The organism is Collinsella sp. An271 (genome assembly GCF_002159695.1).
In the GTDB taxonomy this organism is placed as follows: Bacteria; Actinomycetota; Coriobacteriia; order Coriobacteriales; family Coriobacteriaceae; genus Collinsella; species Collinsella ihumii.
Window position 1 is genome coordinate 82726 of record NZ_NFJE01000006.1, and the last position, 23558, is coordinate 106283.

General features: G+C 65.1%; 18 protein-coding genes. 7 read left to right on the forward strand and 11 right to left on the reverse strand.

What is annotated here, in order from left to right; translation table 11 throughout:
* Window positions 1-2: 2 nt before the first annotated feature.
* Together B5F74_RS06850 and B5F74_RS06855 are read right to left on the reverse strand one after the other, a co-directional pair.
* A complete protein-coding gene (locus tag B5F74_RS06850) occupies window positions 3-1016 on the reverse strand; it encodes an AAA family ATPase (RefSeq protein WP_087201117.1) in 1014 nt (337 codons plus the stop codon).
* A gap of 52 nt (window positions 1017-1068) precedes the next feature.
* On the reverse strand, window positions 1069-1446 hold the full coding sequence (locus B5F74_RS06855; protein WP_087201119.1) for a MerR family transcriptional regulator: 378 nt from the start codon (window positions 1444-1446) through the stop codon (window positions 1069-1071).
* Between the two features lie 186 nt (window positions 1447-1632).
* Between B5F74_RS06855 and B5F74_RS06860 the strand changes: the two genes are divergently transcribed.
* Window positions 1633-2973: a M18 family aminopeptidase gene (locus tag B5F74_RS06860; RefSeq protein WP_087201120.1), complete on the forward strand. Its 1341-nt coding sequence runs from the start codon at window positions 1633-1635 to the stop codon at window positions 2971-2973.
* Between the two features lie 100 nt (window positions 2974-3073).
* Here B5F74_RS06860 and B5F74_RS06865 read toward each other — a convergent pair whose 3' ends face one another.
* The 3 genes from B5F74_RS06865 to B5F74_RS06875 all read right to left on the reverse strand — a co-directional run bounded on the left by B5F74_RS06865 (window position 3074) and on the right by B5F74_RS06875 (window position 5418).
* Complete coding sequence (locus B5F74_RS06865; RefSeq protein ID WP_087201123.1) at window positions 3074-3709, reverse strand: flavodoxin family protein; 636 nt, start codon at window positions 3707-3709, stop codon at window positions 3074-3076.
* A 182-nt stretch (window positions 3710-3891) separates the two neighbouring features.
* Window positions 3892-4830 carry a D-2-hydroxyacid dehydrogenase gene (locus B5F74_RS06870; RefSeq protein ID WP_087201124.1) on the reverse strand — a complete coding sequence of 313 codons (939 nt, stop codon included), beginning with the start codon at window positions 4828-4830 and terminating at the stop codon, window positions 3892-3894.
* Between the two features lie 156 nt (window positions 4831-4986).
* Entirely contained in the window at window positions 4987-5418 is a 432-nt protein-coding gene (locus B5F74_RS06875; RefSeq protein WP_204212490.1) for a hypothetical protein, read from the reverse strand.
* A gap of 233 nt (window positions 5419-5651) precedes the next feature.
* Here B5F74_RS06875 and B5F74_RS06880 point away from each other — a divergent pair, with 233 nt between their 5' ends.
* The gene (locus B5F74_RS06880) at window positions 5652-6179 is read left to right on the forward strand and encodes a hypothetical protein (RefSeq protein WP_087201127.1); all 528 of its coding nucleotides are present in this window, start codon (window positions 5652-5654) and stop codon (window positions 6177-6179) included.
* Window positions 6180-6810: 631 nt separating this feature from the next.
* On the opposite strand, the gene B5F74_RS06895 is transcribed toward B5F74_RS06880, so the two are convergent.
* The 3 genes from B5F74_RS06895 to B5F74_RS06905 form a co-directional block, all read right to left on the reverse strand.
* A complete protein-coding gene (locus tag B5F74_RS06895) occupies window positions 6811-6948 on the reverse strand; it encodes a helix-turn-helix transcriptional regulator (RefSeq protein WP_087201128.1) in 138 nt (45 codons plus the stop codon).
* Between the two features lie 362 nt (window positions 6949-7310).
* Window positions 7311-9095, reverse strand: coding sequence for a 1-deoxy-D-xylulose-5-phosphate synthase (locus B5F74_RS06900; protein ID WP_087201253.1), 1785 nt, complete (start codon window positions 9093-9095; stop codon window positions 7311-7313).
* 751 nt (window positions 9096-9846) lie between these two features.
* Window positions 9847-10767 carry a LysR family transcriptional regulator gene (locus B5F74_RS06905; protein WP_158095716.1) on the reverse strand — a complete coding sequence of 307 codons (921 nt, stop codon included), beginning with the start codon at window positions 10765-10767 and terminating at the stop codon, window positions 9847-9849.
* A gap of 277 nt (window positions 10768-11044) precedes the next feature.
* On the opposite strand from B5F74_RS06905, the gene B5F74_RS06910 reads away from it, so the two are divergent.
* The 3 genes from B5F74_RS06910 (at window position 11045) to B5F74_RS06920 (ending at window position 13725) form a co-directional block, all read left to right on the forward strand.
* Complete coding sequence (locus tag B5F74_RS06910) at window positions 11045-11857, forward strand: ZIP family metal transporter (RefSeq protein WP_087201131.1); 813 nt, start codon at window positions 11045-11047, stop codon at window positions 11855-11857.
* Between the two features lie 354 nt (window positions 11858-12211).
* The gene (locus B5F74_RS06915) at window positions 12212-13069 is read left to right on the forward strand and encodes an HAD family hydrolase (protein ID WP_087201133.1); all 858 of its coding nucleotides are present in this window, start codon (window positions 12212-12214) and stop codon (window positions 13067-13069) included.
* Between the two features lie 116 nt (window positions 13070-13185).
* Window positions 13186-13725 (forward strand): pyridoxamine 5'-phosphate oxidase family protein, encoded by a 540-nt coding sequence (locus tag B5F74_RS06920; protein ID WP_087201135.1) that lies wholly within the window; start codon window positions 13186-13188, stop codon window positions 13723-13725.
* Between the two features lie 65 nt (window positions 13726-13790).
* Here B5F74_RS06920 and amrS read toward each other — a convergent pair whose 3' ends face one another.
* Together amrS and amrA are read right to left on the reverse strand one after the other, a co-directional pair.
* A complete protein-coding gene (gene amrS / locus B5F74_RS06925) occupies window positions 13791-14666 on the reverse strand; it encodes an AmmeMemoRadiSam system radical SAM enzyme (protein ID WP_087201137.1) in 876 nt (291 codons plus the stop codon).
* 44 nt (window positions 14667-14710) lie between these two features.
* Window positions 14711-16165 (reverse strand): AmmeMemoRadiSam system protein A, encoded by a 1455-nt coding sequence (amrA, locus tag B5F74_RS06930; RefSeq protein ID WP_087201139.1) that lies wholly within the window; start codon window positions 16163-16165, stop codon window positions 14711-14713.
* A gap of 466 nt (window positions 16166-16631) precedes the next feature.
* Here amrA and B5F74_RS06935 point away from each other — a divergent pair, with 466 nt between their 5' ends.
* Together B5F74_RS06935 and B5F74_RS06940 are read left to right on the forward strand one after the other, a co-directional pair.
* A complete protein-coding gene (locus tag B5F74_RS06935) occupies window positions 16632-17318 on the forward strand; it encodes a TetR/AcrR family transcriptional regulator C-terminal domain-containing protein (protein ID WP_087201140.1) in 687 nt (228 codons plus the stop codon).
* The gene (locus tag B5F74_RS06940; protein WP_087201142.1) at window positions 17319-21968 is read left to right on the forward strand and encodes a 2-hydroxyacyl-CoA dehydratase; all 4650 of its coding nucleotides are present in this window, start codon (window positions 17319-17321) and stop codon (window positions 21966-21968) included.
* Window positions 21969-22066: 98 nt separating this feature from the next.
* On the opposite strand, the gene B5F74_RS06945 is transcribed toward B5F74_RS06940, so the two are convergent.
* A complete protein-coding gene (locus B5F74_RS06945; protein ID WP_066660379.1) occupies window positions 22067-23440 on the reverse strand; it encodes an ISL3 family transposase in 1374 nt (457 codons plus the stop codon).
* Window positions 23441-23558 lie beyond the last annotated feature (118 nt).

Consider the following 23558-nt stretch of genomic DNA (forward strand, 5'->3'; position numbering starts at 1 on the left):
GCCTATGCGCGGTGCGGCGCGGGCACGTCGGACAGGATGAGCTCGAGGGTCTCCTGCTGCCGCTCAAGCGGGCCGGACGCCACCGAGGGGTCGCTGAACACGACGCGGTGCGTCAGCACATGCGGCGCCATCGCGCGCACGTCGCCCGCGTAGACGGCGGCCTGCCCGTTGACGAGCGCGCGCATGCGGCTCATGGCCAGCAGGGCGAGGCCGGCACGCGGAGAGGCGCCGAGCCTGGTGCGGGTGCTCGTCCTCGTCGCGTTGAGCAGCGCGACCGCGTACGACGCGACGGCCGGCGCCACGTGGATGCGGGCCGCGGTGGCGGTGATGGCGGCGAGGTCGCGCGCGCTGCAGACGGGCTTGAGGGAGGCGAGGGGATCGCGTCCGCTCGGCGCCATGAGCATGCGCGCCTCCGTCTGCTGATCCGGATAGCCGAGGGAGAGCCGGCACATGAAGCGGTCGAGCTGGGCCTCGGGCAGCGGGTAGGTGCCCTCCATCTCGACGGGGTTCTGCGTGGCGATGACGATGAAGGGCCGCGGCAGCTCATAGGTCGTGCCGTCGACGGTGACTCGGCGCTCCTCCATGGCCTCGAGCATGGCCGCCTGCGTCTTGGGGTTCGCGCGGTTGATCTCGTCGGCGAGCACGATCTGGGCGAACAGCGGTCCTCGGTGGAACGTGAATTCCTGCAGCTGCTGGTTGAAGATGGAGACGCCCGTGACATCGGAGGGGAGCATGTCGGGCGTGAACTGGATGCGCGCCACGCTGCCGCGGATGGCGCGGGCGAGCGCGCGGGCGAGCGTGGTCTTGCCGATACCCGGAACGTCTTCGAGCAGCAGGTGCCCGCCGGAGGCGAGCGTCAGGACGGACAGCTCGAGCGCCGATCGCCTGCAGGAAAGCGTCGCGTCGAGGGCGTCGATCAGCGCGCCGACGATGCGCGCCGCGGTGGCGCGCCGCTCAGCGTCGTCTGGTTTCGGCGTTGCGGGTGACCCGGTGCGCCTATGCGTCGATTCGCTCATGGCCGCCTCCGATCATGGGTGAGATGGCGTTGATGAGGTTGGAACGCTCGTCTTATTGTTGCATGTTTCGCTCGGCCGCGACGATCAGATCGTCGTAATGGGCGATTTTGTAATCGAGGAGCTTGAGCCCCTCCTCCATCTCGGCGATGCGGTCGCGCAGGACGTCGCGCTGGTTCTCGAGCAGCTGCTTGCGAAGCGTCAGCGTCTCGTCGCCCCGCTCGAAGAGCTGCATGTATTCGGTGAGCGCTTCGATGGAGACGTTCGCCGAGCGCATGCATTTGATGAACTCCACGCGCGCGAGGTCGGCCTGCCCGTAGTCGCGCACGCCGCTCGAGGTGCGGCGGATGTGCGGCAGCAGCCCGATGCGTTCGTAGTACCTCAGCGTATCGGCGGAGATATCGTATTTCTGGGAAACCTCGGCGATCCTCATGGCCTTCCTTCTTTCACGTCTCTGGACGCTCGTTCCTGCGTGCCGGCAGGACGCGAAAAGCGCAGCTTTCATTCTCCCATCTTGAGTGAGGTTCAAGTCAAGCGCGCATCTGCGCTTGTTCCGTAGATGCGCAAGAAATGCTTTAGACTGAGTGCCAAAACGATGCCAAGCGAAAGGATATATGGCATGACAGACGATACGGCTTCATACCGGGATGCGGCAGAGGGACTCGTTCGGTTCATCGAATCTTGTCCCAGCATGTTCCACACGGCGGCGACCATCCGGGCACGCCTGGACGCCGCGGGCTTCACCTATCTGCCCGAGGGGGCGCCGTGGTTCATGGAACCGGGCGGAAGCTACTACACGATACGCAACGGCTCGAGCATCATCGCCTGGCATGTCGGTCGCGACCTGCCGCAGGACGGATTCCACTTCCAGATCGCCGCATCGCACGCGGACTCGCCCACCTTCAAGCTCAAGGCGGTGTCCGAGCTCGAAGGCCCGGCGAACTACCTGCGTCTCGATATCGAGCCGTACGGAGGCACGATCGACTACACCTGGTTCGATCGGCCGCTGTCGCTCGCCGGTCGCGTGCTCGTGCGCGACGGGGCGCGCGTGGTGAGCCGCCTGTTTTCGCTCGATCGCGACGTGGCGCTCATCCCGAGCCTCGCCATCCACCTGGACCGCAGCGTCAACAGCAGCTTCTCGCCCAACCGGGCCGTCGACCTGTATCCGCTGTTTTCCGCCGGCGAGCTGACGAGCGGGGCGGTCGACGCGCTGGTGGCCGAGGAGCTCGGCATCACGCCCGATCGGATCTTGGCGCGCGATCTGTTCCTGGTGAACCGCCAGGCGCCGCGCGTATGGGGAGCTGTCGACGAGTTCGTCTCGGCGCCCAAGCTCGACGACCTCATGTGCGCCTACACCGCGCTCGAGGCGTTTTTGGCCAGCGGCAACGAGCGCGACGTGTCGGTGTACGTGTGCTTCGATAACGAGGAGGTCGGCTCGCACACCAAGCAGGGCGCGGCGTCGACGCTTCTGCGCGACACGCTCGAGCGCGTGAACGCCCGTATCGGTCGCACGCCGGAGAGCCTCGTGCGTGCGCTGGCCGGCTCCATGCTGGTGAGCTGCGATAACGCGCATGCCGTCCACCCCAATCATCCCGAGAAGGCCGACGAGGCGAACGATCCGCGCCTGAACCGCGGCATCGTGATCAAGGAGGCGGCGAACCAGCACTACTGCACCGACGCGTTCTCGCGCGCCGTGTTCTCCGCGATCATGGACGACGCGGGAATCCCGTACCAGACGTTCGCGAACCGCAGTGACATGGCCGGCGGCTCCACGCTCGGCAACATCTCGAACGCGCACGTGAGCATGCACGCCATCGATGTGGGATGTCCGCAGCTTGCCATGCACTCCAGCTACGAGACGGCGGGTGCGCGCGACGTGGCGCATGTCATCGACGCGCTGACGGCATTTTATGATGCCGACATCCGCATCGAGGGAGCGGACGCGGCGACCATCGCCTGAGCGACCCCATCCCTGTGCAAATTGGGGGACGTACCTTATTCGTGCATTTTTGCACGGAACAGGTACGTCCCCCTATTTGCATTCCAATGGCGCTGCCGTGCTAGTGGATGAAGTTGGTCCAGGTGCCGGCTTCCTGGGCGGGCGGCTCGATGCCTGCAGCGCGGCCCGCCTCGATGCATTTGAGCATCCAGGCCATGTTGCGGCCGAGCTGGCGCATGGTCCACAGGCCCTCTTCGTCCTGCTCGACCTCCTCGACGGAGTTGCCGTGCACGTTGTTCCAGTACCGCGAGCTCACGATGGGCATCTGCGAGATGGTGAAGAACTTCTGGATATCGTCGAGTGCCGCCGTGGTGCCCGCGCGGCGCGCACTCGCCACGGCTGCCGCCGGCTTGTGGGCGAAGACGTTCGGCTGCCCGGCGCGCCCGTTGGCGTAGAAGAGCCTGTCCATGAATCCGAGCAGAGAGCCCGCCGCATGCGCGTAGTGCACGGGTGCGCCGAACACGAAGCCGTCTGCCTCGGCGGCCTTGGCGCGGAACTCGTTCACCGTGTCGTTGAAAACGCAGGCGCCGCGCGTGCTGCAGCCGCCACAGGAGACGCACCCGCCCACGGGCTTCGCCCCGATCCAGAAGATCTCGGCCTCGACGCCGGCGTCTTCGAGCGTGCGCGCGATCTCCTCGAGCGCGCGATTGGTGCAGCCCGTCTTGTGCGGACTGCCGTTGACCAACATGACCTTCATGCCAACTCCTCCTGATGTAAATGGGGGACGTACCTTTCTCATGCATTTTTGCATATCGGCTCTGCTGCTTTTGTGCTGCTTTTGGGGACAGTCCCTTTTGAACCGCGATGGCGCATGTGCGCCATCGCGGTTCAAAAGGGACTGTCCCCAAAAGCAGCACGGTATGGAACGACCGGCGGTCCCTAGTGCTCGACCTCGTTGCGCAGCGGCTCGCCCGCCGCGAGATGCTGCAGGTTCTCTGCGGCGATGCGCGCGATGTTGTCGAGCACGGTGTACAGGTGGAACTGTCCCGCGACGTGCGGGGTGATGAACAGGTTGGGCGCATCCCAGAGCGGATCGTCGGCGGGCAGGGGCTCAGGCGTGGTCACGTCGAGCGCGGCGCCGGCAAGCTGCCCCGATTCGAGCGCCGCGATCAGGTCGGGCTGCACCACGAGGTCGCCGCGGCCTCCGTTGGCAAAGTAGGCGCCGCGCTTGCACTGCGACAGGAACCGCGCGTCCACCAGCCCGCGCGTCTTGTCGGAGCTCGGCAAGAACGAGACGATGACATCGGCGTCGGGCAGGACGGTCTCGATATCGCCCATGGCGCACACGGCGTCGAAGCCCTCCGGCACCACGCCCACGCGCCGGCGCACGCCGGTCACGCGCGCGCCCATGGCACGGCAGAGCTGGGCGAAATGCGTGCCGATGTCGCCGGCGCCCAGCACGAGCACCTGCGCCCCGGCGAGCGTGGTGACCGCGCCCCGGTCGGTCCACGCATGGGAGCGCTGGTCGTCGCGGTAGGTGTCGAGGTGCTTCATGAGGGCGAGCACCATGGCGAACATGTGCTCGGACACCGCCTGCCCGTAGGCGCCGACCGCGCAGGCGAGCTTGACCGATGCGGGCACGGTGCCCGCGGGGTTTACGTAGTTGTCGTAGCCCGCCGAGTTGAGCTGCAGCATCCGCAGGTTGCGCGCGGCCGGCAGGCGGTCGACGGCGAGGCTGCCGATGATGGCGTCGGCGTCCGCGATCTCCTCATCGGTGACCGCGGCCTTGGTGGTGTATCGGAAGTCGGCGTCGGGGGCGCCCGCCTCGAGGACGGCGCGCTGCGCATCGTTGAAGGGGAGCAGGACGAGGACGTTCATGGGCACTCCTTTTGGTTCGGGGAGGTGGCGTCGATTCACGTGCCCCCAGTATATCGCCATGGGTTGTTCCGGCGCATGGGCTGCGTACCAAAGCGCCTGCCGCGCCCGTGCGTCCGCGTGTCCGCGTGCCCGCCCTCGCCCCGCTCCGTTCCCGCGCTATCGCGTGCGCTGGATGCGCGGCGTCTTCAGCCGGAACAGGCCGTGCTGGTTGCAGAACACGTACAGCAGGCCGCTGCCGCGCATGGGGAAGCGCACCTCGGGGCTCTGTTCGGGATAGAGCTTTTTCAGGCTGACCGTATCGCTGGTCACATAGGCGGCAAAGCTCAGGTAGTGCTGCTTGGTCATGGGGTGGTCGAGCGTGAGGTACCAGTCGTTCTCGATGCGCTCGACGTGCACGCGGTGGGCGTCGTCCTCGTCGGCGTCCTCGGCCTCCTGCGGCATCAGCTGCACGCCGCAGCACGAGAACGACCCCTCGCCCATGGCGTGCACCACGTTGCCGCAGATGGGGCAGACGTAGAACTTCGAGCGCATCATGTTGCCGGCGCGGTTGGCGTTCTCGCGCACGTCGCCGGTCAGGAGCTCCGCCACCGACACGCCCAGCGCCTGGGCCAGCGCGTCGATGAGCGAGATGTCGGGCAGGCCGCGTCCAGTTTCCCTTAGTTAAAGATATTGTTGGGTATCTCAAGTGATGAACGGCAAAGAATTGTTGATTGCGGAGATTGTTCGAGGAATAATGATGTTCATTATAGCCAGTTGGTTTGCTGTTGTTATATATAAGCAAAGAAAGCGTTAAATTAGAATTTGTGGAGGAAAAACGTGTTATGAATTTAGAGGATTTAAGAATAGATTGTGCTATCAAGCAAAAGAGAGGTATTCATTTTATTTCAGCTTCTATTGTGATTTGGCTTTTGGTGATGATGGTACAATTCTTAGATTTACCGATTCTTACCAAGAATTTGCTAACATTTTGTTGTACCGCACCACTATTGCCTTTAGCATTTTTGATGTCCAAATTATTAAAGATCCAATTTCAGGACAAAAGCAATCCACTGAATAATCTAGGTATATTATTTTCGATAAATCAAATCTTATATTTAATGATTGCAATGTGGATTTATCCAACAGTACCAGAAAAAATGCTAATGGTTATTGCTATGATTTTTGGGGCGCATTTGTTACCATATAGCTGGTTATATAAATCAAAAACTTACATGATTATGTCAGTTCTTATCCCTATAGCTTCATTGATTGTTGGATGTAATTCTACACGTTTGATATTAGCGTTAATGATGCTTGTTTTTGAAATTATATTTACAGCATTGCTCATAATAGAAAATAGAAAAATATAATGTCTTGCACAACAACTCCCAGTTTATCGGGGAAATAGCAAAGCCACAAAATGGCTTCCCGCCCATTTCAATTTTGAGGAAAAGAATGCTCCAAAATGAAAGAGAGTGCGGCCAAGCACTTTGAGGGATTGGCCGCCTTGTCCACCCATTCAGCGGGACGGCGGGTGGCGGTCAAGGCCGGGTGTAACCCCGTTCATTTCAGCCTTGACGGCTGCCCGCTGTCCTGCTACTTTTCCGGGAGTGTGGCCACAACTTCGGGACACTTTGTCCACAAGTCGGAGCGTAGGACGAGGGACGGGGGCTTTCATATACGCCCAGTCTGCTGTTGAAACCAGACCTGCGCTTGCGGCTCCACGCCACACAAGCACAGCCCTGTTTTCCTGCCGCTTCAAATGCCCTTGCCCTCCCCGGCGGCAACGGCATTTTCACAGCAACGCCGACAGAGCGTATAACACACTACACTTTGCTTCGCAAAGTCGTGTGCCAAATGGGGGCGTTGCCCCCTTTGGAAACCCCCACAAGAAAAGGCGGTATGCTCCCCCTCCACGGGGCGCATACCGCCTTTTCTTGTTATCCAGCCCTCCGGCTGTATCGGTTGAGCAAAAGTCAGCGTGGGATTGATGTGGTATCTTTATCTAAGTGAACCCCCGGACTCCCATTTGGATACGGCCTTGTCCGTCACGCCGACGGCCGAGGCGAGCTCGCGCTGCGTGAGGCACTTGCCCTCACGCAGGCTCTTGATGATTTCTGCGGTCACATATCTTCCCATGGAGAAAACTCCTTCTCGTTCGGTGGATTCTTCTGCGCGCCCACCCATTATGGAAAAGCGGGCGCGCGCAGACCACCTACGCACCGTAGAGTGCACAGAGGCGATGGGTTGCTTGGGGACGTGCTCGGTTCAACTCATCCCAACGGTCCGGGCCGCCGCGGCGCCTTTCCGCAGAAAACGAAGTGACGGTTTCTGCGGAAACAGCAGGGATGTTTTGCATAACGGCCAAAACGATATGCCCGATTACCTCGCGATTCTGAATTAAGCTCGAATCGATATGGATATCTCGTCCGAACTTTCCGCAAAAACCGTCACTTCGCCAAGCATGGGTTGGAACGAACCCGTCCGTCACCCAACCCCTGCTACGAAGCGCTGCCCTCGCACAGGCGGAGCGCTTCGGTCGCCATGGCGTCGACGGTCATGCCGTCGTGTGCCAGCAGCTCTTTGGGGTCATAGCGGTCGGGGAAGCCGGCGTGCACGCCGAAGCAGCGCACGCGGGTGCCGAGCGGACCCAGATAGCGTGCGACCTTCTCGCCCCAGCCGCCCTCGAGCACGCCGTCCTCGATGGTCACGATCACATCGTGCGTGCGCGACAGGCGCTGCAGGCAGGCGTGGTCGAGTCCGGTGATGAAGCGCGGGTTCACGAGCGTCGCGCGCTCGCCGCTGCGGTGCTCGATCTCGTCGGCGACCTGCGCGCCGAGGTCGAAGAAGTCGCCCAGCGCAAGCACGGCGATCTTTGAGCCTGAGCGCACGACCTGGTAGGCAGGGGTGTCGAAGGCTGCATCATCGCACGCCGGGCCGTCTGCCGGCGCCGGCGCGCTGACGACGGGCACCCGGATGGCTACGGGCATCTCGCGCTGCTCGAGCGACCAGGACAGCATGGCGGTGTATTCCTCGGGATTGGTCGGGGCGAGGTAGCGCAGGCCGGGCATATCGCCCAGCATGGCGATATCGAAGTAGCCGAGATGGGTCTGGTCGGTCGTTCCGAACACCGACGAGCCGTAGACCAAGATGGTCGCAGGGGCGGCGTTCAGGCACAGGTCGTGCCACAGCTCGTCGTAGGCGCGTTGCAGGAAGGTGCCGTAGATGCCGAGCACCGGCTTCGCCCCGCCTGCGGCGAGCGCGGTGACGAGCGTCACGGCATGCTCTTCGGCGATGCCGACGTCGAGGAACTGCCGTCCCGCCTGCGCGCGGCGCTCGGGCGTGAAGCCCATGATGTAGGGGGTCGCGGCGGAGACGGCGACCACGCGCGGATCGCGCTCCATGGCGGAGACGAGGCATGATGCCGTGAGCTCGGCGTAGTTCGCATGGGGAGCCGCCGGTTTGCGCGGCTCGCGCGCACCGGTCGCAAGATCGAACGGGCCGACATGGTGCCAGCCTTCTGGATCGGCCTCGGCGGGGGCATAGCCCATGCCCTTGACCGTGCGGACGTGCAGCACGACGGGGTGGTCGATGCCGCGAAGCTCCTCCAGCGCGTCGACGAGCGCCAGCACGTCGTTCCCGTCGTCGAGGTAGCGGTAGTCCAGGCCGAGCGTGCGGAAATAGTTGTCCTGCGCCCGCCCCTTGCTCTCGCGAAGCAGCGCCAGGTTGCGGTAGAGTCCGCCGTGGTTCTCCGCGATGGAATGATCGTTGTCGTTCACGATGATGATCAGGCCGCTCGCGAGGTCGGCCGCGTTGTCGAGGCCCTCGAACGCAAGGCCGCCAGAAAGCGAGCCGTCCCCGATGACCGCGATGACGTCGTGGGTCTCGTGCGCCAGGTCGCGCGCATAGGCCATGCCGAGCGCCAGTCCGATAGAGGTCGAGGTGTGACCCATGGCGAACAGGTCGTGCTCCGACTCGAGCGGGTTCGAGAACCCGGACACCTCGAGGTAGTGCGCGGGGTCGCAAAATGCATCGGCGCGCCCCGTGAGCATCTTGTGCGCATAGGTCTGATGCGAGACGTCGAAGATGATCTTGTCGTGCGGGGACGAGAACACGCGGTGCAGTGCGCATTCGAGCTCGATGGCGCCGAGGTTGGGGGCCACATGGCCGCCCACCGCCGCAGAGCTCGCGAGTATCGCCTGGCGAATCTCCTGGCAAAGGGTCGGAAGCTCGCTGCGATCGAGTGCCTTCACGTCAGCAGGCGACGCGATATGCGAAATGATCATGCCGCGCGACCCTCCCTCCGCATGCATCGAGCGGCGCGCCCCCTCAGGCACCGCAGTAACTTATCCACTATCTCACAAATCCCCGCGCAATGTGTGGCGGGAGTGCGAGCGTTGTTCGAGCGCGGGGTTGATTAGCAACAAAACAGCAGGTGAACGGTGCAATCTCTGTCTTGAAAAGACATGGTGCGCCGAAGTGGAAATGCATGAGCGGCGCGAATCGCGGTCTGGGCGGCGGGGGCGTCGCGAGGGGCGCTGGAGTCGCGGGCGTCCTCCTGTCCGTACGTTTCGGAATGGTTTCGGGCGTGTCTCGATTTCGAAACGAACAGTGTTCCTCAGGTGTTTCCCGTGATGTAACGTTTTATCCTGAGCGTGCGAACAGTTCGCAGACGATTGTGAGGAAAACGCCGACCAATTCATCCCGCGCCGGTCGGCCCCGTGCCAGGCCCCGCGAAAGCGATCGGTCAGCGCTGCCCAAGATGTCCCGTCGGAAGAATCGAGTGAACGATGAAGTCTGCAGCATCACACGCACCCTACGTCCAGCGTCCCGCCGCGTCGACGGGCACATCAACGACCGCCAACACGCGTCGCGCCCAGAAGGACTCAAGGGAACCGGAGGCCATGACGGCTTATCTTTGGTCCATGTTGCTCCGCGCCCCGGGAAGCCTTGAGCAGATGGAGAACGCTTAAGGAAACGCCGATCAAGCCGCTGCGCGCCGGCCGCCCCTGCGGCGGGTGCCGCGAAAGCAATCGGTCACGAGCCTCCCAGAATCTGGCCGCCGCGGAAGATGGCCGCCGCCGAGCGCTCGAAGGCGCGGTAGGCGTCGGTCTTTTGCGACTTGAGCGAGATGAGGCAGAGCGGCACGCGCACCTGATCGCACTGGTCGACGGGAAGGAACGTCAGCAGGTTCCCACTCGTCTGGTTGAACGGCAGCACGGCGCCGAACGCCATGCCGTTCTGCTCGCTGAAAAACGCGTTGACCTGCTCATCGGTCGCGTTGGAGGGGAAACGGACCGCTTCCGAGGCGAGCCCGCGCTCGCGATACATGGCGTGGATCGAGCGGTTGAAGTCGTCGAACGTTTCGGACCAGACGACAGGGTAGGGCGCCATCTCGCTCAGCGTGATGGCCCGGTTGTGCGCGAGCGGATGGGTGCGCGCGAGCGCCACGCCGGTCGGGAGGCTGCCGACCGAGACGCAGTCGGTACCGGGGCTCGCGTACTCGCCGAGCGTGCAGGCCGCGTCGATGACGCCGGCGTGCAGCGCCTCGATGGATTCCCTGCCGGGGGCGATGAAGATCTCGAGGTCGAGCCCGAGGCGCTTGCCGATGAACTTCGAGAGGCTCGCCATGACCCCTTCCGCGTTGGCGAACGAGGGCGAGCACAGCGCGATCGACATGTGCTCGTTGTCCCGCGAGGTGGGGAAGTGCTTGGTGAAGTCGTCGAGCTCGTCGAAGTTCGCCAGCGTCTTGCGCGCGCGTTCGTAGAACGCGACGCCCACGGCGGTGGGCTTGACGCCGTGGTTGCCGCGGGTGAGCAGCTGGATGCCGAGCTCATGCTCCAGCTCCGAGATGGCTTTGGAAACAGCCTGGACGGTGACAAACTGGCGCTTCGCTGCAGCGGAAAGAGACTTGCCTTCCACGGCGTGAACGAAATACCTGATTTGCCTGATGTCCATAGCCCTTGTTTCATGTAACGGGTCAAAGTCTCCTTTGACAATGCTCTCGTACGGGCTAACAATATGCTGAAATGTGGGTGGACGGCTAGCCATTCAGGCCTCCCTAAACTAATTGTAGAGGGACGTTGAGGGCGTTTTCGCACGTGCGCCGCCGGCAAAAAGCGGGTATGATGCGGGGACACATTGGTTAGCCTAGGTTAACCACCGTGTCCCCGCCCCTGTTCCGGGCGGGTTGCGGGCACGTGACGGACGAGACGAAATGCGGAAAGGTGGCCTCATGATTCCGGCGAATTTGGTGCAGGCGCTCACGTGGGCGGCTTTGGGATGCGGATTCACCTGGCTGATGACGACGGCGGGCTCGGCGGTCGTCTTCTTCTTTCGCGGCGAGCGCAAGCTCATGCACCACATCTTCCTGGGTTTCGCGGCGGGGGTGATGATCGCGGCGAGCGTCTGGTCGCTGCTCAACCCCGCCATCGAGCAGGCGGAGGAGCTCGGGCAGATCGGCTGGATTCCCGCGGCGGGAGGCTTCTTGCTCGGCGTGGCGTTTCTGGTCGCGCTGGACTCCCTGCTGCCCCACCTGCACATGGATGCAGACGAGCCCGAGGGCATCAAGAGCAGCTGGAAGCGCACGACCCTGCTCGTGTCGGCGGTGACCTTGCACAACATTCCCGAGGGCATGAGCGTCGGCCTGCTGTTCGCCATGGCGGCCCAGCAGGCGGGTGCCGCCGGCGAGGCGTATCTGGGCATGGCGCTTGCGCTGGCGGCGGGCATCGGCCTGCAGAACTTCCCCGAAGGCGCGGCGATCTCGCTGCCCCTGGTGCGCGAGGGGTTCTCGCGGCGGCGCGCCTTTGCCATGGGCAGCCTGTCGGGCATCGTCGAACCCATCTTCGGCATCCTCGTGGTGCTGGTGTCCGGGTGGATCCAGCCGTTCATGCCCTGGCTGCTCTCGTTTGCCGCGGGCGCCATGGTGTACGTCGTGGTCGAGGAACTCATCCCCGAGGCCCATCTGGGGGAGCACTCCAACGTGGGGACCTTCGGCGTCATCGCGGGCTTCGTGGTGATGATGGTGCTCGACGTGGCGCTGGGCTAGGGGGCGCTGACCGATGGCCGGTACCGGCCCGGTCCCGGGCGCTTTCCACGTGCTCTGCGGAGCCGTCCGAATCGAGAGTACGCTATAGGCACGTCGCCCGGGCGAGAGTACGCTATAGGCACGTTTTTCGCCCGAAAGCGTGACCATAGCGTACCGCCGATGGGAGAGCGTGCCTATAGCGTACGTTCGAACGCTTGCGCCGCGGGGCTCGAAGCCCTTTGATCGGCGGTTCCTCAGGGGAAGCACCGGTCGATTCACGCCGCGCCGGTGCCTCGCGCTCCATGAATTGGCCTGCGTTTCCCGGACAGTGGGGTACCATTACGTGCGGGCACCGAGAGATGTGAGGACGAGCGTATGATCAAGCTGTTTGCGACTGACTTGGACGGGACGCTGCTGAATGCGTTCCATAACGTTGACCGGACTATCGCCGACGCGATCCGCACGGTGACCGATGCCGGCGCGCACGTCGTCATCGCCACCGGCCGCACCATGCTGTCCAACCGCGACCACGGCTTCGACGGCCTTCCCGTCGAGATGTGCGGCGCCAACGGCTCGATCGTCGTGGGCCGCGAGGGCGTGCTCAAGACGTTCCCGGTCAATCCCGAGCTGCTCGAGCTGCTCATCCCCGCGTTTCCCGACATCTGCTTCGACTGCATCTCGCTTGACGGCACGTTCGCGACCGCATCCGCCGAGGTGCGCGATGCGGGGTTCGCGGCAGACCCGTGGTGGCGCCGCATCGCCATGCGCGGCATGCGCCAGGCGATGCAGAGAAGCATCCATTTCATGACCCCGCTCGCGGAGATCCTCAAGCATGAGATCTGCAAGGTCAACTGCCGTGTCGGCGACCCTGCGCGCTCCGATGAGCTCAAGGCGTTCATCGCCGAGCATTCCGACCTGGTGGTCAACGCGCCGTTTTCGCCCGTGATGTTCGAGTTGACCGACCCCGCGGTCAACAAGGGGGCTGCGGTCGCGTGGCTCGCGAACCACTTCGGCTACACGGAGGACGAGGTCGCGGTGTACGGCGACGGCGGCAACGACATCGCCATGCTCTCGCGCTTCGAGCACGCATACGCGACCGCCAACGGCAGCGATGCCGCCAAGCGCGCTGCGGGCAACGTGATCGGTCGCTGTGCCTTCCACGCGGTGCCGCGCCACATGGTCGACACGGTGCGGGCGCAACAGCTCCGCGGCGGCTACACGCGTATCGAATAGGCCCGGTGCCTTCTCCCGCCATGGGGGACGGGTACATGCGGCGGGGCGTGCCGGCCATCGCCTCCATTTTGCTATACTTGACGTTGACATACTTGTACGAACAAGATGGAGGCAGCATGATCCGCACAGACCGCGAGATCACCGTCCGCGCCGAGCAGCTCGCCATCATCGACGCCTGCGACGTGTGCCGTGTGGCGCTCAACGGGGATGACGGCTATCCGTACATCGTTCCGCTCAATTTCGGCGTCGATGTCGAGGACGGTCAGGTATACCTGTATTTCCATAGTGCGAACCGAGGCCATAAGCTCGACCTTATGGCTCGCGATGCGCGTGCGACGTTCGAGATGGATTGCGACCACAATTTCATCTTCTATGACAAGCGCATGAGCTGCACCATGGGGTACCGCAGCGTCATCGGACGGGGCACCGTGGAGATCCTGCCCGACGAGCGCAAGGTCGACGGCCTCAAGATCCTCATGCGCCATTACCATGCGGAGGATTTCCCGTGGAGCACGAAGCTCGTGCCGGCTACGACCGTGTGGCGCCTCAAGGTCGAGTCCATGGTGGGCAAGTTCCGCGACAACGTGCATCCGGGCGAGAGTCGCTGGACGCCGCCGGCGGGTTGTAACGGTTTCGGCAGGCCCGCGTTCCCATAGCGTACCGTCGATTCAGACGATTGCCCGTCACCGCTGCTGTGAGCGGAATGCTTTAATCAGCGTTTCTAGCAGTTGCCGGTGTAGACGTGCTCGAGGTGCCGGCGCGCCACGTCGGCGAGACGGTAGACCGCATCCACGGGCGTCGGCCCACGATCGGTGAGGTGCCAGCGCGGGAAGAAGCGCGTGACATGGTAGGTGACGGTGTTACGCCCGCGTCCCTCATCAAGCGATGCGAGCCAGCGGGCCATCGCATCGATCTCCTCCTCGGTGTCGTTCATGCCGGGAACGACGAGCGTCGTGACCTCGAGATGGCAGGCGGGATCGGCCGCAAGGCGCGCGATGGCTCCCTTTACGCGGGAGAGCGCGTGCGCGGGTGCGCCGCAGGCGTCGTAGAACCCGTCGGTAAACCCCTTGAGATCGATATTCGCCGCGTCGATGAGCCCCGCGAGCCCGTCGAGCACGCTCGGCTCGACGCATCCGTTCGACACCAAGACGTTCACAAGCCCCGCCTCGTGCGCCAGCTGCGCGCAATCGCGCACGTACTCCCATCCCACGAGCGGCTCGTTGTAGGTGTAGGCGATTCCGATCACGCGGCCATCGCGGTCGCGTGCGTCGCGGGTGATGGCGACGAGCTCGTCGGGAGCGATTTCGCGCCAGGGGACGCCCACATCGTCAGCTTGCGAGATCTCCGCGTTTTGGCAAAACGGGCATCGCAGGTTGCAGCCAAAGCTTCCGGCCGAGACCACGAAGGTGCCGGGTCTGTAGCGCGCAAGCGGCTTCTTCTCGATGGGGTCGAGCGCCAGCGAGGTGACGCGCCCGTAGTTTGCGGGCACCACCGCGCCGCCGACGTTGCGTCGGGCCCGGCACGCTCCAAGGCGTCCCGGCGCCAGGCGGCAGCGGTGCGGGCAGGTGCCGCAGGTTGCGTACGCAGCTGCTTCCATGGTCCCCTCCTTCGACGGGCGCCTCGAGGCGCGCCCGCGTCTCCCTATACGTGGCGCGTGACGGTGAACCGCTCGAGCGTGATGCTCGGGTCGTCCGGGTCGATGCCGCCCTTGCGCGCGGCGATGCCGATCTGCTCCGCGACCGTGTCGATGCCGTCGAGGTCCGGCAGCAGCAGCCCGCGCCGCCCTTGGCTCGCGCTCACGATGACGCCGTAGCGGGCGGGGTCGAGCTCGTCGGGCCCTGAGATCGCCTCGGGTTCCGACAGCGCGTCGACATCGTAGACCAGTTCCGCGAGCTCGTCTTCTTCCACGGGGGAGAAGCGCGGGTCGCGGCATCCGGCCGAGATCGCGTTCGCGCAGATCTCCTCGGCAAGGCTGTCGCGCACGGGCAGGATGGTCCCGATGCAGCCGCGCAGCTGTCCGTTCATCTTGAGCGAGACGAAGGCGCCGGCGCGCGTCGAGAACAGCTCGTCGGGAAGCGCCCCGGCGAGATCTGCCGGCAGGTCCCGGCTGGGATCGATACGCCGCCCGTCGCGGACGTAGGATTCGAGCGAGAAGCGCGCGAGCTGCACCCACGGGCTCTCGGCGCGGCGGCGCCTGTCCATGTCCGCCGCATGCCACGCCTCGTACCGGTCGCCGATGGCGCGCGAGGCATCCGAGCCGTGCGCCCCGGTGGGAGTGAACGCGGCGATGCCGTATCCCACGCCGAAGGGCCCCTCATAGGAAAGCAGCTCGGATCGGATGGGCGTGCGGTCGAGCGCGCCCGCCATGATCTGGAACGAGCGCAGCCCGCATTCGGCGGCGCGCTCGCACATGCCGCGGTCCACGGTCATCAGCGCCAGGAAGTCGCCCTCCTCGAAGGCATGGCAGACGAGCTCGTCGAAGGCGGGGCCGTCGGGGGCGTATCCGTAGGGTCCGTCCTCGGCAAGCTTGTGCGACAGGTCGCCCGACGCGACGTAGACGCAGCGCCGCCCCAGCGTATCGGCCGTGTGTTGGACGAGCTGGCCCAAGCGGTAGTGGTCGAGCGGGGAGAGCCCGGACAGCCCGATGCGGACCAGCCGGTACGTCGGCAGGTCGTCGCCCGCATCGCGACGGCGCGCGTACTCCTCCTGGATGAAGTGGAGCGGCACGAGCACGCCCCAGTCGAGCTCGGGGTCCCGCTCGCCGGCGGTGCCGGCGGCAAGGCCGCAGGCGTCTGCCGCCTCGCACAGCGCGTCGACGAGCTCCCGGTCGTAGGCGACCCGGCTCCCGTCGGCGCGATCCCCGAACTGGGCGAACGTTCCGGCTGCACCGCTGCCGCCCGAGATGTGCAGGTAATCGAGGTACGACGTCGAATGCGGGCTCGAGAGCACGATGGTGTCGGGCGCGATCTCGGCGACGCGCCGCGCCACCTCGCGATAGGCGTCGACGGTGGCTTGGATGCCCGTCTCGCGCCCATGCCCGACCCCGGGAACGATCAGCGGTGGATGCGGAACGGCGAATGCGGCGCATATCGACATAAGACCATCTCCTCGCTAGGTGACTACCTTCTAGTGTGCCCATTTTTGTGAGGGCATCTTTTGATGCCGCGATTTCACTGGTCGCATGTGAGGAGCCGCAGATCAAGGAAAACGCTGATCCGACCGGCACAAATCGGGGACGCGGTCGGGCAATCGAGTGTACGGTATGGGAACGCCAGTCGATCGACGGTGCGGTATGGGAACGTTTTTCACCCAAAAACGTTCCCATACCGTACCGTCGATGGGGCGGTGTTACCTATACGTACCGTCGATTCGAGCGTTGCCCGGAGCGCGCGGTAGATGGGGCATGCCCCGGTAGCGGCTGGTGCAAACTTAGTCGATTGGTGTTTTCCTTAACCGTGCCTTGACACTTGTGCAGAGACCGTGCGGCGCGGCGAGGCAGGTATATTTGTGCACACGCTGTGCAATAATGCACACGGAGTGAAATTGCAACCGAAAGGACTGCATGCCACAAACCGATTTCAAGTGCGACCGCCGGTCGCTGCGCTCGCAGCACGCGCTGCTCGGCGCGCTCGTCCGGCAGCTCAGCGCGGGCGAGGACCTGTCGCGCATCACGGTGGCGTCGCTCACCGAGTGCGCGGGCCTGACGCGGCGCACGTTCTACTCCCATTACAAGGACATTCCCGATTTCGTCGAGCAGGTGGAGTCCGTCCTGCTCGAAGACATCGGAGGGCTCGTGGCGCGCATCGGCGCCTCGACGCTGCCGGAGCTCTATCGCACCATCGACGAGCTGGCTCCCGCCCCCGGCTCCGTCGAGCTGCTCGACTACCTGCGCGAGCACTGCGAGCTCATCGGATCGCTTCTTGGTCCCGGCGGAGACCCGGCGTTCATCAAGAAGCTCATCGACCTGGCGCGCGCGGCGGTCGCCGACCGCATGCAGACCGGCATCTTCCCCGGTGCGCTGGGCGCCTTCTTCGACTACTACCTCAGCTATGTCGTCACCGCCGAGGTCGGCGTGATCCAGCGCTGGTTCGAGACCGGCCTCAAGGAGAGCCCCGAGACCATGGCGCGCATCATGACGGTCATCGCCTTCGTGCGCCCCGGCGACCTGTACGGCATGCCCATCGACATCAACGTGCCGGAATACGGCATGAAGCTTCTCAACCTGCAACTCGAGAACGAGGGGAACTAAATGAGCGACGAGATCAAGATCGGTGTTGTCCCCGAGGGCAGCATCTGGAATCCCGAGGCCGCCTACGGCACGCTCCACCTGGGCATCGATGTGGGCTCCACCACGGTCAAGCTCGCGGTCCTGAACGACGACAACCAGATCGTCTACGCCAAGTACCAGCGCCACCACACCGACGTGCGTGCCTGCGCGCGCGACCTGTTCGTGGGCGCGGCCGGCCTGCTCGAGCGCACGCCTATGACCTGCGCCATCACCGGCTCGGGCGGTCTTCTGCTCAGCCAGTGGCTCGGCCTGGAGTTCGTACAGGAGGTCATCGCGAGCAAGCGCGCCGTGGAGACCCTGATCCCCGCGACCGATGTCGCCATCGAGCTCGGTGGCGAGGACGCCAAGATCATCTACTTCGACCAGGGCATCGAGCAGCGCATGAACGGCACCTGCGCCGGCGGCACGGGCGCGTTCATCGACCAGATGGCCACGCTGCTGCACACCGACGCGTCCGGCCTGAACGAGCTCGCCCGCGAGGCGACGACCATCTACCCGATTGCCTCCCGCTGCGGCGTGTTCGCCAAGACCGATGTCCAGCCCCTGCTGAACGAGGGCGCGGCGCCCGCAGACGTCGCCGCCTCCATCTTCCAGGCCGTCGTCACGCAGACCATCTCGGGCCTCGCGTGCGGCCGCCCCATCCGCGGCAACGTCGCGTTCCTCGGCGGCCCGCTGCAGTACCTCTCCGAGCTGCGTAAGCGGTTCTACATCACGCTCGAGCTCGATGAGGAGCACCGCATCGTGCCCGAGAACGCGCACCTGTTCGTGGCGAGCGGCGCCGCCATGGCGCACGAGTCCAACAAGCTCGCAACGTTCCCCGAGCTCATCGAGGCCATCGACGCGCTCGGCGACACGCAGGGCTCCGAGGTCGCGCGCCTCGACGCGCTGTTCGCCGACGAGGAGGCGTACCGCGCGTTCAGGGAGCGCCACGACCGCGAGGTCGTGCCCAAGGGCGACCTAGCGACCTATACGGGCGCCCGCGTGTTCATCGGCATCGACGCCGGCTCCACCACGATGAAGGCCGCCATGGTGGGCGAGGACGGCCAGCTGCTGCACACGTGGTACGGCAACAACAACGGCGACATCCTCGGCACGGCCAAGACCATCATGGCCGACTTCTACGCGCATATCCCGGCCGGCTGCACCATCGGGCACGTGACCACGACCGGCTACGGCGAGGCGCTGCTCATCGAGGCGCTCAAGGCCGACTCCGGTGAGATCGAGACCGTGGCCCACCTGCGCGGCGCCCGCGCGTTCCTCCCCGGCGTCCAGTTCATCCTGGACATCGGCGGCCAGGACATGAAGTGCCTGCGCGTGCGCGACGGCGTCATCGAGCACATCATGCTGAACGAGGCCTGCTCGTCGGGTTGCGGCAGCTTCATCGAGAGCTTTGCGGTGTCCATGAACATGGACGTCGTGCAGTTCGCGAAGGAGGCCATCGGCGCCAAGAACCCGGTCGACCTGGGCAGCCGCTGCACCGTCTTCATGAACTCCCGCGTCAAGCAGGCGCAGAAGGAGGGCGCCACGGTGGGCGACATCGCCGCGGGCCTGTCCTACTCCGTCATCAAAAACGCCCTGTTCAAGGTCATCAAGCTGCGCGACCCGTCCGAGATCGGCGACCAGGTCATCGTCCAGGGCGGCACCTTCATGTCCGACGCGACCCTGCGCGCCTTCGAGTTGCTCACCGGCCTTGACGCCGTGCGCCCCGACATCGCCGGCTGCATGGGGGCCTACGGCGCCGCTCTGCTCGCGCGCGACCGCGCCGGCGCCACCGGCGTCTCGACCATCCTGACCGCCGGCGAGATCGCCGACCTCACCGTTACGCAGAAGCACGCGCGCTGCGGCCGCTGCTCCAACAACTGCCAGCTCACCATCAACGACTTCGGCGGCGGCCGCCGCTTCATCACGGGCAACCGCTGCGAGAAGGGCGCGGGGCACAAGAAGAGCAAGACCGAGGCCCCGAACCTGTTCAAGAAGAAAAACGAGCTGCTGTTCGACCGTGAGTGCCTGGACGCCGACGAGGCCCCGCGCGGCACGGTGGGCATCCCGCGCGCGCTCAACATGTACGAGGACTACCCGTTCTGGCATGCGTTCTTCACCAAGCTCGGCTTCTCGGTCGTGCTGTCGGACGACTCCACCAAGAAGACCTACGAGGCGGGCATCGAGTCCATGCCGTCGGAGTCCGTGTGCTATCCGGCCAAGCTCTCCCACGGTCACATCATGAACCTCATCGACAAGGATCCGGACTTCATCTGGATGCCTTGCATCCGCAAGGAGCGCAAGGAGGACGAGGCCGCGGGCAACTGCTACAACTGCCCGATTGTCATGAGCTATCCCACGGCGCTCGGCTTGAACATCGACGAGCTCGCCGAGAAGAACATCGAGTTCATGTATCCGTTCGTGCCGTATAACGACCGCGTGGCGCTCAAGCGCCGCCTGTACGAGGTGCTCGCCGAGCAGCGCGTGTCCGATGCCGAGGCCGGCCGCGGCCGCGTGCGCGGGCCCAAGCTGACGCGCCGCGAGGTCGACGACGCCGTCAACTACGCCTACGAGGTGGACGCCGCCTTCCATGAGCAGATCCAGACGATGGGCGAGGAGGCCATCCACTGGATCGAGGAGCACGGCGGCCACGGCATCGTACTGGCCGGTCGCCCCTACCACAACGATCCCGAGATCAACCATGCGTTGCCCGAGCTCATCGCGAGCTTCGGTTTCGCCGTGCTCACGGAGGACTCCGTGGCGCACCTCGTCAAGCCCGACCGTCCCATCCGCGTCGTGGACCAGTGGATGTACCACAGCCGCCTGTATCGCGCGGCCAAGCTCGTGACGCTGCGCAACGACCTCGATCTCATCCAGCTGAACTCCTTCGGCTGCGGCCTGGACGCGCTGACCACCGACCAGGTGCAGGAGATCCTCGAGGGCTCCGGCAAGATCTACACCGTGCTCAAGATCGACGAGGTGTCGAACCTCGGCGCGGCGCGCATCCGCATCCGCTCGCTCATGGCCGCCTTGAAGGACCAGGAGGCCGAGCGCGCGGCCGAGGCCGCTGCCGCCGGCGAGGCCTACGAGCAGGGCGATGCCGCGCCGGTCGCCCCGAGCGACGAGGCACCGGTGTTCGCCACGCACAAGTACGCCCTGTCCGCGCAGCGCCGCGCCGCCTCCGCTGCGTTCCCCAAGGTCAAGTTCACCGAGCAGATGCGCCGTGACGGCTACACGATCCTGTGCCCGCAGATGGCGCCGATCCACTTCGACCTGGTGAAGGAGGTCTTCCGCAAGAACGGATACAACCTGGAGCTTCTGCCCTCCACCGACCGCGGCGCAGTCGAGGCGGGCCTGAAGTACGTGAACAACGACATCTGCTACCCGTCGATTCTCGTCACGGGCCAGATCATGGAGGCCATCGAGTCCGGCCGCTACGACCTGTCCCGCACCGCCGTCATCATCTCGCAGACCGGCGGCGGCTGCCGCGCGACGAACTACATCGCGCTCATCCGCAAGGCGCTGAAGGACTCCGGCCACCCCGAGATCCCGGTCATCTCCATCTCCGCCGTGAAGCTCGACGAGGACAACCCCGGCTTCAAGGTGACGCCGCAGATCCTGAAGGCCGCCGTCTACGCGGTGCTCTACGGCGACGTCATGATGCAGATGCTCTACCGCTGCCGCCCCTACGAGGTCGAGCCGGGCGCGGCCAACGCGCTGTACGAGAAGTACATGGCCAAGGCGCGCGAGATGGCGCCGACCTTCACGCGCCACAGCTACACCAAGCTCGTGCGCGAGAGCGTGCGGGCGTTCGACACCATGCCGCTCAAGGGCGAGGGGACCAAGCCGCGCGTGGGCGTGGTGGGCGAGATCCTCGTGAAGTTCCATCCCACGGCCAACAACCATGTGGTCGATGTCATCGAGCACGAGGGCTGCGAGGCCGTGGTCCCGGGCCTGCTCGATTTCTTCCTGTTCGCGATGAGCGGCGCCGAGAACGATAAGGGCGAGCTCGGCAGCTCCGGTACGCAGCGCACGGCCATGGCCGCCCTCATCAAGCTGATCGACTGGATGCGCGGACCCGCCGACGAGATCCTCGAGAAGTCGAAGCGCTTCGAGCGCCCCGAGCCCATCAGCGCGCTTGCCGCCAAGGCGAGCCAGGTGCTCTCCCTGTGCAACACGATGGGCGAGGGCTGGCTGCTCACGGCGGAGATGCTCGACCTGATCGATCACGGCGCGCCGAACATCATCTGCACCCAGCCGTTCGCCTGCCTGCCGAACCACGTCGTGGGCAAGTCGGTCATCAAGGAGCTGCGCCGCCGCCATCCCGAGAGCAACATCGTCGCCGTGGACTACGATCCGGGCGCTTCCGAGGTCAACCAGCTCAACCGCATCAAGCTCATGATCTCGGTCGCCAAGGAGAACATGCGCGCCGGCAAGGGCTTCACGCTCGAGCACATCAAGCCGCTGGAGATGGACGCCGTCGACTCCAAGTTCCGCCCGCACCACGCCGAGGACGACGACACGCGCAACCCGCTCGACGATCGCGGCGACTCCTGCCGCGCGTGCGGTGCGGTATCCGAGGATGCCGTGGCCGCCGTGGCCGACCGCCTGGGCAAGGGCGTCGGTAAGTAACGGTTTTTCTGATACGACAGCTTGCATGAGGGCCGTCCCGCAACCGGGACGGCCCACTTTTTTGGAGGCTTCGGTAGTTTGTGTGACAAGGGGCTAGCCTAGGCAGCAACGCTCTTCGCTCCCTTCACGCCCTTCTTCCTCGCCTTCACCGGGCGACCCGGGAGCTGGGGCTGGCAGTCGCCGCACCTGAGCATGAGCAGGGCCACGAGGTTGTCGGTGTTGCGGAAGCCGTAGCCCATCCTCACCGTCACCTTGATCTTGTTGTTGATGGCCTCTACGCGCCCGTTGCTGATGCCGAGCTCGACTGCGGCGATGATGTCGTCGCGCCGGCGGCGCACCTTCTTCTCCACGGCGACGACCTTGGCGATCTTGCAGTAGGCGGCCCTGTGCATCCAGTCGTCGAGCAGCTCGGCGGCCTCGGAGCCGTCGGCTGCCCGGAAGACGGCCCGCAGGTCCTCCTTGAGCTCCCAGGCCCTGACCAGCCGCGAGCCGGCCCTCTTCTTGAGCGCCTCGAGCCTCGCCCTCTGGCCGTCGGTGAGGTCCTCGGGGTTCTTCACGAGCGCGTAGCGGCTGCCCTTGATGGAGGCCGCCTCCTCCTCGAGCGCCCTGACCTCCTCGGGCGGCAGCTCGCCTTTGGCAGGCCTGCCGCGCTTGCCCTCGGGCCTGGGCCTGGCGGCCCTGGCGGCGGCCCTGGCGGCGTTCCACTCCTCGCAGCGCACGGCGTCGAGCGCGTCGTTCATCCACTGGACCACGTGGAAGGGGTCCATGACCCACCTCGCGTTGGGGCAGCGGCGCTTGACCAGCTGCCTTATCCACCTCGCGCCGTCGGCGGTCACCACCTCTATGGCGCGCCTCTGCTCGCGCGTGAGCTCGTCGAGGAACAGGTTGAGCACGTCCTTGCCGGTGCCCTCGTGCGCCCAGATGAGGCAGCCGCGGTCGTGGTCGACGACCACCGTGACGTACTTGTGGCCCTTCTTGTACGACGTCTCGTCGATGCCGATGCGGCGCACGCCGTCGAACCTCGAGGCGCCGCGCGCGGCCTCCAGCTCGGCGTAGACGCGCCTGCACACGCCGCCCACGCTGTGCCACTCGACGCGGGCGAGCTCGGAGACCGCCGAGGCGGTGCAGCGGACCGCCAGCCACGCCACCCAGTCCTCGAAGTCGCGCGTGAAGCGCGCCCCGTGCCGCGCCCAGGGGACGGCCTCGGTGCGCACGCCGTGCTCCGGGCAGCGCACCCTGCAGGGCGCGTACTCCAGGTAGCAGGCCGAGCGCGCCAGGTCCATCGCCCTCCACAGCCTGGGGGCCCCGCGGTTCGCCATGTCGTAGAAGTCGCAGGCCCTGCCGCATACGGGGCAGCGGCGCTGCTCGCGCTTGTAGGGCCGGACGCTCACGACGATGCGCTCGGCCTCGATGCGCGCGCCCAGGACGACCGTGCGGGCCAGACCGAGGGCGAGAAGTAGTAGACTCTTCATGCGTCACACCTCTTCGGTTGTCTGAATTTGGCTTAGCAATCATAGGCGGATGACGCGGAAACGGCCCCTCCCGGGGCCGTTTCAGTTCCAGATCGTTGTTTTCGCCCGCTGAGCTGGG